The 12945-nt window shown below is 55.5% G+C and carries 9 protein-coding genes and 3 tRNA genes; 5 read left to right on the forward strand and 7 right to left on the reverse strand.

All coding sequences use genetic code 11. The features are described 5' to 3' along the window. Window positions 1–48 precede the first annotated feature (48 nt). From B3R00_RS01545 to B3R00_RS01560, 4 genes are all read left to right on the forward strand, one after another. Window positions 49–122: transfer RNA gene (locus tag B3R00_RS01545), tRNA-Cys, on the forward strand. A 4-nt stretch (window positions 123–126) separates the two neighbouring features. After that, a tRNA-Gly gene (locus B3R00_RS01550) sits at window positions 127–202 on the forward strand. Between the two features lie 118 nt (window positions 203–320). Beyond that, window positions 321–409 (forward strand) — tRNA-Leu (locus tag B3R00_RS01555). Window positions 410–573: 164 nt separating this feature from the next. After that, a complete protein-coding gene (locus tag B3R00_RS01560) occupies window positions 574–1200 on the forward strand; it encodes a DUF6806 family protein (protein ID WP_286997040.1) in 627 nt (208 codons plus the stop codon). A 221-nt stretch (window positions 1201–1421) separates the two neighbouring features. Here the strand turns inward: B3R00_RS01560 and B3R00_RS01565 are convergent, their stop codons facing one another. The 7 genes from B3R00_RS01565 to B3R00_RS01595 all read right to left on the reverse strand — a co-directional run bounded on the left by B3R00_RS01565 (window position 1422) and on the right by B3R00_RS01595 (window position 10556). Then, complete coding sequence (locus B3R00_RS01565) at window positions 1422–3668, reverse strand: sensor domain-containing protein (RefSeq protein ID WP_286997041.1); 2247 nt, start codon at window positions 3666–3668, stop codon at window positions 1422–1424. Between the two features lie 198 nt (window positions 3669–3866). Next, a complete protein-coding gene (locus B3R00_RS01570) occupies window positions 3867–4568 on the reverse strand; it encodes a DUF3334 family protein (protein WP_286997042.1) in 702 nt (233 codons plus the stop codon). 193 nt (window positions 4569–4761) lie between these two features. Continuing rightward, entirely contained in the window at window positions 4762–5844 is a 1083-nt protein-coding gene (gene proX / locus B3R00_RS01575) for a glycine betaine/L-proline ABC transporter substrate-binding protein ProX (RefSeq protein ID WP_286997043.1), read from the reverse strand. Window positions 5845–5934: 90 nt separating this feature from the next. After that, window positions 5935–6948: a glycine betaine/L-proline ABC transporter substrate-binding protein ProX gene (gene proX, locus B3R00_RS01580; protein ID WP_286997044.1), complete on the reverse strand. Its 1014-nt coding sequence runs from the start codon at window positions 6946–6948 to the stop codon at window positions 5935–5937. A gap of 73 nt (window positions 6949–7021) precedes the next feature. Next, window positions 7022–8125: a glycine betaine/L-proline ABC transporter permease ProW gene (gene proW, locus B3R00_RS01585; protein ID WP_286997045.1), complete on the reverse strand. Its 1104-nt coding sequence runs from the start codon at window positions 8123–8125 to the stop codon at window positions 7022–7024. Then, window positions 8122–9456, reverse strand: a complete 1335-nt coding sequence (gene proV, locus B3R00_RS01590; RefSeq protein WP_286997047.1) for a glycine betaine/L-proline ABC transporter ATP-binding protein ProV — start codon at window positions 9454–9456, stop codon at window positions 8122–8124. The genes proW and proV overlap by 4 nt, the downstream gene beginning before the upstream one ends. Before the next feature lie 530 nt (window positions 9457–9986). Beyond that, on the reverse strand, window positions 9987–10556 hold the full coding sequence (locus B3R00_RS01595; RefSeq protein WP_257469230.1) for a TIGR00645 family protein: 570 nt from the start codon (window positions 10554–10556) through the stop codon (window positions 9987–9989). A gap of 257 nt (window positions 10557–10813) precedes the next feature. Between B3R00_RS01595 and acs the strand changes: the two genes are divergently transcribed. Beyond that, window positions 10814–12814 (forward strand): acetate--CoA ligase, encoded by a 2001-nt coding sequence (gene acs, locus B3R00_RS01600; RefSeq protein ID WP_284213209.1) that lies wholly within the window; start codon window positions 10814–10816, stop codon window positions 12812–12814. Window positions 12815–12945: the final 131 nt, after the last annotated feature.

Raw genomic sequence — 12945 nt, forward strand, 5'->3', positions numbered from 1 at the left:
GAACCCGATTTCCCGCTCCAGTTTAGGTGCTGCAAAGCTCCTTGGGTTGGCGCGATAGCAAAGCGGTTATGCAACGGATTGCAAATCCGTCTAGTCCGGTTCGACTCCGGATCGCGCCTCCAAAATGCGGGAATAGCTCAGTTGGTAGAGCGATACCTTGCCAAGGTATAGGTCGTCGGTTCGAACCCGATTTCCCGCTCCAAACATAAAGGGAAGCTTATGCTTCCCTTTTTCATGAGGTGGCTAAGTTAGTGCATAGAATTTCTCTATATAAATTAGGTTATGCTCACTAGCATGGCAGCCTGATGATCAGGGTTGTAGCCTCGGTGGTGAAATTGGTAGACACATCAGACTTAAAATCTGCCGCCTATAAACAGGCGTGCCGGTTCGATTCCGGCCCGAGGCACCAAAATTTTCAATAAGCTTCTTCAGAGAAGCTTTTTTTATTTCGGAAGACACTTGGTTCGTTGGATGTTCTGGCAGACCTAAGTCGGCAATTCAAGATGCGTGTCAGAATGGGCACGAATATGCTTGTATGAAGCTCTTTGCTGCGATCTTTAACCAAACAAAACAATGTCTAGTTACAACGCTCCTTTTGAAATTCACGTTCACGGCCAAGTGCTGTTGCGCGCTGATGTGACCTTTGAGCAGTTGCAAGACGCTCTGCAACCTTTATGGGCTTACGCCGGAGCACGCTCTTTAGCGGCCGGTGCTGCCAGTGCGTATGAAGAGGAGCCTGGTATCCAGTTCAACGCCAAAGAACGCACGCTGCAAATCTGTTGGACGGTGTCTGGCGATCAGGATTTTCGCCAAGCATTAGATGACGTGTGCATGGGGCTCAATGAGCTCGCTGAAGAAGGTGCAGCCATTGAAGTCACTTTCTATGATGCGGAGTTCGACGAAGAGGAGGGCGACCGTTCTCAGGAAGCACGAGATGATTTCGTGATGTTGTTTGTGGGTCCTAATCCTGCTGCCATCATGAAGGTTCAGCGCGATATGCTGGTGCAAGATGTGATCCAGATGATGGAGCGTCACTTTGAGGCTTCTGAATTGGTAGGGGTGGTTTCTGAGGTTGACAAGTTGTTTATGCAGCGCTTTGACAGTCTTCTAAGCTCTCTGGAGATTGGTAAGTTGCCCCCCAGTGGTGGAGGCAGTGGCTCCAGAGGCGGAAGCGGTCATCGGCCGCGCCACTTGCATTGACTGACAGGATATTTATTTTTTGCCCGGCTTGTTAGCCGGGCTTTTTATTGGGGGTATGGGTTGTGGCGGTGATTGTGTGGCACTGTCTTAAGGCTTATCTGTAAACCATTACTCTCAGAAGTAGAGCTATGCGACCATTGCCAACCACTGTTTGGGATGCGTGTTTATTTGATGCGCCTAGATGCTGGCGGTGCAAGGCTTTGCAGTGCCCATCAGTCTTTTTATTTTGTCGATGCACTGGGTAGCCATGGCTTGTAGGAGGCCAGCAGTGCACTAATTTGTTCTGCGCTGACTGGTTTGCTGAACCAATAGCCTTGCGCTTCATCGCAGCCTTGGTCGCGCAAAAAATCAAGTTGTGCTTGGGTCTCAACGCCTTCTGCGGTAGTTTGTATGCCTAATGCTTGGGCCATACGAATAATGGCATTGACAATCGCACGGTCGTTGCTGTCATGATCCAAGTCGCGAATGAAAGACTGATCGATCTTGAGTTTGTAAATTTGAAAGCGCTTGAGCTGGCTGAGTGAGGAATAGCCTGTTCCAAAATCATCAATCGATAGCCAGATGCCGCTTTCTCTCAGCGCATCCATAGTCAGCGTAGCAGCCTTGGGGTCGTTGATTGCGACCCCTTCCGTAAGCTCTAGCTCCAAGGCATTGGGGGAAATTTCAGATTCCAAAAGAATGCGGCCAATTAGCTCAGGAAGCTGAGGCTGGTGAAATTGAATGGCCGAAAGGTTGACAGCCACTTTAAGCTTTTGGAAGCCTTCTTGGTGCCAGGCTTGTAGCTGGGCAATCGCTTTGCGTAACACCCATTCCCCAATTTGCAAAATCTGGCCGCTGTCTTCGGCAACGGGTATAAATTCTGCGGGAGAGATCTGTCCTAGCTCAGGTTGGTTCCAGCGCAGCAGCGCTTCAACGCTGCGAATCTCTCCAGTGTGCAAACAAATTTGCGGTTGATAGTGCAGAGTGAATTCATTGCGCTCTAAAGCGCGGCGCATGGCATTTTCAAGCTGCAGTGCACGTACTGATTTGGCATGCATCTGCGGCGTAAAAAATCGATAGGTATTGCGGCCATCAAGTTTGGCGTGGTACATGGCCACGTCTGCAGACTGGGTAAGGCTTTCAATGTTTTCACCATCTTGGGGAAATAAAGCGATGCCCATAGATGGCGCCATGCTCAGTTCATGGTGGCCAATTTGGTAAGGTCGCAGGGATGCTTCTTGCAATTTGCCTGCAACGCGCGCTGCACCTTGTGCATTCGCGCCGGGTAAAAGCAGAACGAATTCATCTCCTCCAAGGCGCGCCACGGTGTCTTTTTCGCGCACCACAGCCCGCAAACGCTTGGCAATTTCTTGCAGCAATTCATCTCCAACCTGATGGCCCAGAGAGTCATTGACGTGCTTGAAACGGTCTAAGTCTAAAAAAATGACAGCCAGCGGCGTTTGATTGGTGCGGGCTTGAACAATCGCCTCTTTGCTGCGTTCGGCCAAAAAAGTACGGTTAGGCAAGCCTGTCAGCGGGTCGTAATGGGCCATCCAATGGATGCGCTCTTGTACACGCTTTCGATCCTCCACTTCTTGGTGCAGGGTCTGAATCGTTTCACTAAGCTGGTTGGTGCGTTCAGAAACTTGGCGTTCCAGTTCAGCTTGTGCCTTGGTGAGCATGGACTGAATATGCTTTCGCTCCGTAATATCCATCAATATCCACACTTCTCCCTGAGTGCGATCCAAAGGATCAACCCAGCGACTGCGTGCTTCACACTCAATGTTGTGGCCCTGACGGTGCCGCAGCGTAATTTCTCCCTCGTAGTTGCCTGTGCTTCCCATGCTGATTTGTGCCAGCACACTCAAAGGTGACGTGCCGTAGGCGATGGATGCCGGAATGTTGGTGAGCGCCAAAAGACTTTCTGGCTCAAAGCCCAGCATGTTTCCAAGGTGGGGATTACAGCGAGTCAGCGTGCCTTGTTTGAAATAGGCGATACCTACGGCAGCTGTTTCAAACAGCAGTTGCTTTTCACGCAAAGCGTTGGACAGCAACGCTTTACGGCGCCGCTGCTCGTCGATGTCGTCGATGATCCAGATAGCGCCATCCAGGGGGGTGTCGGGATTGATCAAATGCCCGCTTAGGCTGGCCCAGAAAAGATGGCCGCTGCGACGGCGCATACGGCGCTCTGTTTTGAAGGTTTTGCCTTGCGCCATGCTGGGGTAGGCGGCGCGGCCTAAAGCTTTAAATTCTTCGCGCGAAGGGTGCAAGCTTGCACTGCGAATGCCAGCAATTTGTTCGTGGCTGGAAAAACCAAAGATCTTTGCAAAGTGAGGGTTGCAACGCACTACTGCACGGTTTCTGATGAAGGCAATTCCAACGCCAGCACTGTTTAACAATGCTTGTTGTTCGCGTAGCAGACGTTCAAGATCGACGTGAGCAGCTGCAAGCGAGAGCTCTTGCTCTGCGGTTCCAGGGGGCAGTGACATGGCAGTGCAATGCAGAGAATGTGAAGCGCGTCGAAGATCCCCTATGGGCCTCGATAGCGAGTGTGTGAATTATTGACCGCTCAATGGGTGCGATATTGCGTGGGTGCAAACACTGCTTAAACAGCCGCAATGTGTGGCGTGCGTGCCATCCAGCAATGCCAAGGCCTTTAGCAAAAGGCCCTCCCATACAGCGATGGATTACATGCCCAGAGATTTCAGCAGTGCTTCTGTCTCACTGTCGGCCGTTGTTTGCTGCGAGACAGCTGCGGTATTGGGGGATGCATGATTGGGGCCCGCTTGGGCGATGATGGCATCAGGGTCCACCACCTCATTGGCATCAAAGTCGTGCAGCTTAATGAACTCAGTGCTGTCTACCGCCAACTCCAAGTAAAAAATGTTGTTGCTGGCGGTGTAGAAGGTGACGCGGCGCGCTTCAGGATTGTCCAAGTTGGCGTCGACGCTCAGTTGCACCTGTTTGTTGAGCACCAGCATTTTGGGCTGGTTCTGTGTGATGTGGGTTTGCAATTCGCGGCGGATTTTGCCGGTGAAGTCGCCCACCACCTGGTTCATCAACTCGCCCATCACATTGCTGACTTCATCAGACGTATGGGAGCTGGCCAGATCGCTTTCCGACATGCCCATGTTGAGCAGGTAGCTGCGATAAAGCTCCATGGCCGAAGCGGCTGAAAAATTGATGATGACCAAGCCAGAAAAACCGCCATCAAACAAAACGAAGCAACCGATATCAGGCTTGAGATATGTTTTCTTGATACGTTGAACCATGCCTGAGTACTGCACGTTGCAGGTGCTGGCCACGTTAAGTACGCGGGTGACAGAGTTGCAGAGGCTGACCAGCAGGTCGTCGGTGCCTTGGACTGTGTGGGGGGCTTTGTCACTCATGGAGGGCAGTCGTAAAAAGAAACAGAATGTCTCCGATTATGGGTGCTTTCGGTGTGCAGGCACAGATCATCTGCAGCCTGGGTGCTGCTGTTGCCCGTGGCGTGACCTGGGACAGGGTGGCCGCCCTGCAAATGCAAAAACAGGAGGGCTATGCCTCCTGCAAATCCCATCGTCAGATGAAAGCGCGTTGCGTTTAGCGAGTGGCAGCAGCGCGCGCTTGAGTGAGCCACGCATCGAATGTGGTTTGGTGGGCTTTGATCCACCCGTTCACATGGCGCTCAATATCGGCGGGCTTGTTCTGGCCATCGTGGAGCAGCCGATTTTGCTGGCTGATGTCGTTCAGCGGAATCTGCATCACCTCAAACAGCTTGGCTGCGGCGGGGTGTTGCGCCGCCCACGCTTTGTTGGCCACGATGTACTGGTTGTTTAGCGGGAAGCCGTAATTCTTGCCGTTAGGAAGCTGGGTATCGGTATTGGCTTGCACACCCGGCATTGATGAGGACGGTACCTGCAGCCACACGACTTCGTGCCCTGGGCGCAGCACATTGCTGAGCCAGTAAGGGGTCCAAGCGTAGTACAGCACGGGTTTACCGGCTGTAAAGCGCACCAAGGTGTCGGCAATCAGCGCGGGGTAATTGCCTTGGGTGTAATTCACGGTGTTTTGCAAACCGAATGCGCGGATTTGGTGGGCCACCACGGCCTCGCCACCCCACCCAGCATTGGGGCCAATCAGGTCAGCTTTACCATCTCCGCTGGCATCAAACAATTGCGCCAGTTGGGGGTCCTTCAACTGATCCAGATGTGTGATGCCGTGGGCCTCGGCGGTTTTCTTGTCGATCATGTAACCCTGCACCGCTCCTGCCGCGTAGACCCCTTGGCGCGAGAGTTTGGCATCACCGCCTGCGCGCAGATAGAACTCGGCATGGTGCGGGTTCCAGTGGTTGGCCATGAAGGTCGCTTCACCATTGGCTACAGCGATATGTATCAAGGGATAGTCCAGCTCCTCCCAAGGCTTGACCGTGTAGCCCAACTGTTCCAAGGCTTTCATGACCAGCAGGGTTTGAAAGCTCTCTTCGGCCAACGCGCTTTTCAGGGGCTGCACGGTCACGCCTTGCCCTGGTAGCGCGTTGCTTGGCAAATTCTGACTTGTCGCCCATGCAGCAGGGGGCAGCAGGCTGAGTGTGGCCGCTGCAGTGGCACCCAGCAACCACTGGCGTTTTTGGTGGTTGCGTGCGGTGAGTGGGCGAGGGGTCATGGTTTGCAAAGTCTTGGTCATCCTTGGGGGTTCTCCTTGTAGATCAGTGGGCCAAAGCCCTATAAAAAACGGCGCCCGCCGGAGCGGACGCCGTGGTGCATCGCTGCGAAATCAGAATTTCTTGGCAGCAGCCAGGGCTTGCTGGATCCAGCTGTCAAAAGTCTTTTGGTGGGCTTTGATCCAGCCGTTCACATGGCGCTCAATGTCTGCAGATTTGCCTTGGCCTTGGCTCATCATGTAGTTCTGTGCATTAATGTCCGAAACGGGCAGTTGCATGATGGCAAACAGCTTGGCAGCGGCAGGGTTTTGGTCAGTCCATGCTTTGTTGGCCAGGATGTGCTGCTTGTTCACCACAAAGCCATAGTTTTTGCCGTTGGGCAGCTTGGTGTCGACACCCTTTTGTGCACCGGGCGAGGATGAAAAAGGAACCTCCAGCCACACCACATCCTTGCCTGGCTTGAGTTCATTACTCACCCAGTAAGGCGTCCATGTGTAGTACAGCACGGGCTTGCCCGATTTGTAGCGGGTGATGGTGTCTGCAATCAGGGCCGAGTAGGTGCCTTGCTGGTGGGTGACGGTGTCGCGCAGCTTGTAGGCATCCAGGTGGTGTTCAATCATGGCTTCGCAGCCCCAGCCGGGGTTGCAGCCCGTCATATCGGCCTTGCCGTCACCGTCGGTATCAAATAGTTTGGCGATCTTGGGGTCTTGCAACTGTGCAATATTGGTGATGTTGTGCGCTTCGGCAGTCTTCTTGTCGATCAGGTAGCCCTGTGCAGCGTTGTCCGAGTACACGCCTTGGCGGTAGAGCTTGGCATCACCACCTGCGTTCTTGTAGTAGTCCGCGTGAAGGGGATTCCAGTGCGATGCGATGAAGGTGGCGTCGCCGTTGCCAATGGCCAGGTGGGCCGTGGGGTACTCGACTTCTTTGATGGGCTGTACGTCATAGCCCAGCTGTTCCAAGGCCTTCATGACCAGCAGGGTCTGGAAGGTCTCTTCAGCGATCGAGCTTTTGAGTGGATAAACCTTGACGCCTTTGCCGGGCAGTTCATTGGCGCTGACGCTGAAACACGCCAGCGCGAGGGTGCTTGTGGCCACAGCGGCCAGGGTGCGGGTGATTGCGGTCATCGTCGTCCTCCTGGTTAAAAAATAGTCAAATCGGCCTCTAGCGCTTATTGGATAAGCGCTAGAAGCTATTAAATTAAGATTGCTTGCGTGGTTTGAGCAGCAAACCCAGAGGGCCGCGGTGCCACCAGCGTTCACCACCGCGCTGGGCTTGACCCATGGCCTGGGTGATGCGGTCCAGCACAATCGCTAGCAGCACAATGCCCAGGCCACCTACGGTGGCCAGACCCATGTCCAGGCGGCCAATACCGCGCAGCACCATCTGGCCCAGACCGCCCACGGCGATCATGGAGGCGATCACCACCATGGACAGCGACAACATCAGCGCCTGGTTGATGCCCGCCATGATGTTGGGCATGGCCAGGGGCAGTTGCACCTTCCACAGCAGTTGCCAGGGCGAGGCGCCATAGGCGCGGCTGGCCTCAACCAAATCAGGGCGCACTTGGCGGATGCCCAGGTTGGTCAGGCGCACCAGCGGTGGCAATGCAAAGATGATGGTGACAATGACCCCGGGCACATTCCCGATGCCAAACAGCATCACCACAGGCACCAGGTAAACAAAGGCCGGGGTGGTTTGCATGGCGTCCAAGATGGGACGAGTCCAGCGCTGGGCACGGTCACTGGAGGCAATCAAAATCCCCAGGGGCAGGCCAATCACAATGCAGAACACTAGCGAAGTCAGCACCAGCGACAAAGTCACCATGGCTTCTGGCCAAATGCCCAGGGCTGCCACGGCGATCAGCGATAACGCGGTACCAATTGCCAGGCCACGGCCTGCAAACTGCCAGGCAAGCAGTGCCACCAAGGTGGTCAACACAGGCCATGACAGTGCCAGCATGGCCTGTTCTACGCCCGACAAGGTGGCATCAATCGGCGTGCGTACCGCCTGAAAGAAGGGGCGGAAGTTCTCGACCACCCAGCCCAGACCTTGGTTGATCCAGGCTTCCAGTGGCAGGCCATCCGTTTGAATTTGTGCCCACCAGCTCAGCGGTGCATCTGGCGTGGCATCGACGGGAGCGCTGAGCCAGTCACCACCCCCGGCGGCGTCGGGGCTGGTTCCGGAGGCTCCCCAAGGATCGCTGGCAGCTTCTGCTGGGGCGCTAGAGGCACTCCAAGGATCCGCGCTTGCTGCCGCGGTACTGCTGCTCCAAGGATCGGTCATCGTTGTCGTTTCACTCATTGTTGTTCTCCTTGTGGTTGGCGGGTGGCGCTGTCCGAGTGCTCTTGCAGCATGGACGGCGAGTCGGCTTCACCAGTAGGGAACAGGGGGTTGAGTGTCACAGGGGGCTGCACCTGCTGTGGTGGTGGCACAGGAGGGGTGTCACGGTCCAAGAAGCGCAGCATGGTGGTGCGGCTGATGATGCCCAAAAACTTGCGGTCTTCGCCCAGTACGGGCAGCGGGCACGGCGCAGTCGCCATGGGGCCAAACAAGTCGGCCACGGGGGTGCTGGCATCAATCGGTGTCACGTTGTCGATGAAAGCATGTTTGAGGCCCAGCATGCCTTCGTGCCCGTGCAGCGCATCACGCAGCGACTGGGCCGACACCACGCCCAGCAGACGTTGGCGGGCATTGAGCACGTAAGCATGGTCACGGTCCGAGTCTTCAATCAAGCGCAGCGCAGCGCGGCAGCCACGGTCGTTGTGCTCAGAGATGATGGTCAGCGCCTGGCGAGCAATGTCGCAGGCCTTGAACACTGCGGCCGCATCCACACCCTTGATAAAGCTGCGTACGTAGTCGTTGGCAGGACTGCGCAAGATTTCATCGGGTGTGCCTACCTGGATCACCTGGCCATCTTTCATAATGGCAATGCGGTCACCAATGCGCATGGCTTCGTCCAGATCGTGCGAGATGAAGACGATGGTGCGGCGTTTGGTTTCTTGCAGGCGCAGCAACTCCGACTGCATCTCGGTGCGAATGATGGGATCCAGCGCCGAAAAAGCCTCATCCATCAGCAAGATCGCCGGGTCTGAAGCCAGCGCACGGGCCAAGCCTACGCGCTGTTGCATGCCGCCGGACAACTCATCAGGGTAGCTGCCTCCCCATGAACCAAGGCCGACTTGCTCCAGCGCCTCTTGCGCGGCTTGCTGGCGGGCGGCTTTGTCCACGCCCGCCATCTCTAACCCGAATGCAGTGTTGTCCAGCACCGTCATGTGCGGCATCAGCGCAAACGACTGAAACACCATGGAGATATCTTTGCGGCGCAAGGCGCGCAAGTCTTTGTCGCTCAAGGCATTGATGTCCTGCCCGTCGACCACGATGCGGCCGCTGGTTGGCTCAATCAAGCGATTGAGCATGCGCACGAGGGTGGATTTGCCTGAGCCCGACAGGCCCATGACGACGAAGATTTCGCCCGCTTCAATGGTGAAGTTGGCATCGAACACGCCAATCGATTGGCCGGTGCGTTCGAGAATTTGTTGCTTGGAAAGCCCTTGGCGCACCAGGTCCAAGGCCTGCTTTGGCTGATCGCCAAAGACCTTGAAGACGTTTTCGATGCGAATTTGTTTGGCCACTGGTTGTCCTCCCTTGATTTGTTCTTGGGGGTTACACACAGTGCAGCCTCGTCACAAGCTTGGCTTGGACGGCCTACACGCGAAGCCGAATGTTGTGGTCACCGATGCACCGGCGTTGCATAGAGCAAGCCGCAATGAAGGGTTGAAGACCGGGCCCGAATGGCAGCGTAGTGGTGCGCAAGGGCCGCAAGCGAGGGCAGAGGCAACGCACACGCCAGAAGGTGTGCGAGACATGATCCAAAGTGTCCGTGCATCAGTGCCAGAAATCCGGCGCTGTGGTGGCAACTGTCTGCAAGTGCAGTGCTGACACCGGGTTAATCCATGTTGAAAAAACATGGATTACCTGCATGGCAGGTTGTTAATAAGTCGTTTATTCTAACTATTGGGTATATGGCTGTCAATAGTAAATCTGCACTTTTTGGGCTTTCCTGCTGCATTGGCTGGCATCGTGCCGTCAGTCATCGGTAAAACAGCGTAAAAAATAAAAAAACCCGGCATTGGCCGGGCTTTCTGGGTTGAAGAGGGATTCTTCAGTGCGCGTCGGAGTGCTGGCTGTGAATCAGCTTGTCGGTATAGGCAATCGCCAAAGCGCTCAGCAAGAACACCACGTGGATGATGGTTTGCCACATCAAGACTTTGATGTCGTAGTTGGCGGCGTTGATGAAGGTTTTGAGCAGGTGGATAGAGCTGATACCAATGATCGATAGGCCCAGCTTCACTTTGAGCACCGAGGCATTGACGTGATCCAGCCATTCTGGCTGGTCCGGGTGGGTGTCAAGGCCCAGTCGGCTCACAAAGGTTTCATACCCCCCCACGATCACCATGATCAGCAAATTGGAGATCATGACCACGTCAATCAATGCCAGCACGACCAGCATGATCACCGTTTCATTCAAGCTGGTGAGCGGTGCATCGGGCTTGTAGCCAATATTGTTCACGAGCAGTTGCAGGGCTTCTTGGCTGCCAAACGCAGCTTCAATCAAGTGCCACAGCTCTAACAAGAAATGCCAGACGTAAACGCCCTGGGCGGCAATCAGGCCAAGGTACAGAGGCAGTTGCAGCCAGCGGCTGGCAAAAATGAGACTGGGAAGGGGGCGCATAGGAGAGGGTGTGTGGGCTGGGGCTGTCGACTCGTGGATAGGGTCAGGGTGAGCCATAAATGCAATGCGAAGACGTTGAAATAAAGCTGCGCAGAAACGAAGCAGGGCGCGCATTGTAGAGGCAGTGACTCATGGTTAACCCTTGATAAGTCTTTCATTTTCCTCAGGTTTAAACCATAGGGAGTCAGTGGTATGTAAGTGCCGGCGCCGACATTTGCTCGCAAACTACTACCCCTAAAGAGCAAGGAGACAAAGCCATGAATGCACCTACTTCAGCCATTGAATCTGTGTTGGTGGAAAACAGAGTGTTTCCCCCCTCAGAGGCGATTCAAAAAGCAGCCCGTGTCTCGGGCATGGCCGGTTATGAAGCCCTGTGCGCAGAGGCAGAAAAAGACTATGAGGGCTACTGGGCCCGCTTGGCGCGTGAAAACGTGGTCTGGAGCAAGCCTTTCACCCAGGTGCTGGATGAAAGCAATGCACCGTTTTACCGCTGGTTTGCCGACGGAGAGCTCAACGCCAGTGCCAACTGCCTGGACAAGCACATGGGCACGGCGACAGAGCACAAGACGGCCATCATTTTTGAAGCTGATGATGGGCAAGTCACCAAGGTCAGCTACCGTGAGTTGCTGGAGCGTGTGGCGCAGTTTGCCAATGGCTTAAAAGCGCAAGGGGTGAAAAAAGGTGACCGCGTACTCATCTACATGCCCATGACGATCGAAGGCGTGGTGGCCATGCAGGCATGCGCCCGTATCGGTGCTACGCACTCTGTGGTGTTTGGTGGTTTTTCCGCCAAGGCGGTGCAAGAGCGGATTGTGGACGTGGGAGCCACTGCAGTGATTACGGCCAACTTCCAGATGCGCGGTGGCAAAGAGCTGCCACTGAAAGCGATTGTGGACGATGCCCTGCAAATGGGCGGCTGCGAGGGCGTGAAGCATGTCTTTGTGTATGAGCGCACCGCTTCTGCGTACAGCAAGGTGGCAGGCCGTGACATGAGCTTTGCAGAACTGCTGGCCGGGCAGAGCACCGAGTGCCCGCCCGTAGCGGTGGAAGCGGAGCATCCGTTGTTCATCCTCTACACCAGTGGCTCAACTGGTAAGCCCAAGGGCGTGCAGCATTCGACTGGCGGCTACATGCTGTGGGCCAAACAGACGGTGGAGTGGACGTTTGACATGCAGCCCTCCGATGTGTTTTGGTGCACCGCAGACATTGGCTGGATCACGGGTCACACCTACGTGGCTTATGGCCCATTGGCCGCAGGTGCCACGCAAATCGTCTTTGAAGGCGTGCCTACTTTCCCGCATGCAGGGCGTTTCTGGGAAATGATTGAGCGCCACGGCTGCACCGTTTTCTACACAGCGCCGACAGCGATTCGTTCCTTGATCAAGGCCTCGGAAACCGACGAGAAGGTGCACCCCAAGAACTGGAATTTGTCCAGCTTGCGTATCTTGGGCAGTGTGGGTGAGCCGATCAACCCCGAGGCGTGGATGTGGTACTACCGCAATGTGGGCGCAGAGCGTTGCCCGATTGTGGATACCTTCTGGCAGACCGAAAACGGTGGTCACATGATCACTCCGCTGCCCGGTGCCACGCCCTTGGTGCCCGGCTCGTGCACCCTGCCTTTGCCAGGCATCATGGCCGCTATCGTGGACGAAACCGGCAACGATATGCCCAATGGCGCGGGCGGCATGCTGGTGGTCAAGCGCCCATGGCCCAGCATGATTCGCAATATCTGGGGTGACCCTGAGCGTTTCAAAAAGAGCTATTTCCCGGAAGAGCTGGGCGGCAAGACCTATCTGGCGGGCGATGGTGCCGTGCGCAGCGAAGATCGTGGCTACTTCCGCATCACGGGCCGTATTGACGATGTGCTCAATGTCTCTGGTCACCGTATGGGCACCATGGAAATTGAGTCCGCTTTGGTGAGCAAGACCGATCTGGTTGCTGAGGCTGCCGTGGTGGGCCGCCCTGACGATCTGACGGGTGAGGCGATTTGTGCGTTTGTTGTGCTCAAGCGCCCACTGCCCAGTGACCCTGAAGAAGCCAAGGCGCTGGCCAATGAGTTGCGCAACTGGGTGGCCAAGGAAATTGGCCCGATTGCCAAGCCCAAGGACATTCGCTTTGGTGAGAACCTGCCCAAAACGCGCAGCGGCAAGATCATGCGCCGCTTGCTGCGCTCGATTGCCAAGGGCGAGGCCATCACCCAAGACACCTCCACGCTGGAAAACCCCGCCATCTTGGAGCAATTGGGCAAGACCCATTAATCCAGGCGAAATGGCGCGGTGACGGCGCTTGCTCAGTCTTCGCCTCAACCTTCAGCAGATGGTTGGGGGTACTGTGCCAAGTGCCGTGGAATTCCAAACGCTGCATCGCGTTGCATGAAGTTCAAGCCACC

Source organism: Comamonas sp. UBA7840 (assembly GCF_002501455.1).
GTDB classification, from domain to species: Bacteria; Pseudomonadota; Gammaproteobacteria; order Burkholderiales; family Burkholderiaceae_C; genus Comamonas; species Comamonas jiangduensis.

What these genes read in the sequence shown, in the direction of transcription:
- B3R00_RS01560 (WP_286997040.1), top strand. Translation starts at nt 574, where the DNA reads ATGTCTAGTTACAACGCTCCTTTTGAAATTCACGTTCACGGCCAAGTG.
- B3R00_RS01565 (WP_286997041.1), bottom strand. Translation starts at nt 3,668, where the DNA reads ATGTCACTGCCCCCTGGAACCGCAGAGCAAGAGCTCTCGCTTGCAGCT.
- B3R00_RS01570 (WP_286997042.1), bottom strand. Translation starts at nt 4,568, where the DNA reads ATGAGTGACAAAGCCCCCCACACAGTCCAAGGCACCGACGACCTGCTG.
- proX (WP_286997043.1), bottom strand. Translation starts at nt 5,844, where the DNA reads ATGACCAAGACTTTGCAAACCATGACCCCTCGCCCACTCACCGCACGC.
- proX (WP_286997044.1), bottom strand. Translation starts at nt 6,948, where the DNA reads ATGACCGCAATCACCCGCACCCTGGCCGCTGTGGCCACAAGCACCCTC.
- proW (WP_286997045.1), bottom strand. Translation starts at nt 8,125, where the DNA reads ATGAGTGAAACGACAACGATGACCGATCCTTGGAGCAGCAGTACCGCG.
- B3R00_RS01595 (WP_257469230.1), bottom strand. Translation starts at nt 10,556, where the DNA reads ATGCGCCCCCTTCCCAGTCTCATTTTTGCCAGCCGCTGGCTGCAACTG.
- acs (WP_284213209.1), top strand. Translation starts at nt 10,814, where the DNA reads ATGAATGCACCTACTTCAGCCATTGAATCTGTGTTGGTGGAAAACAGA.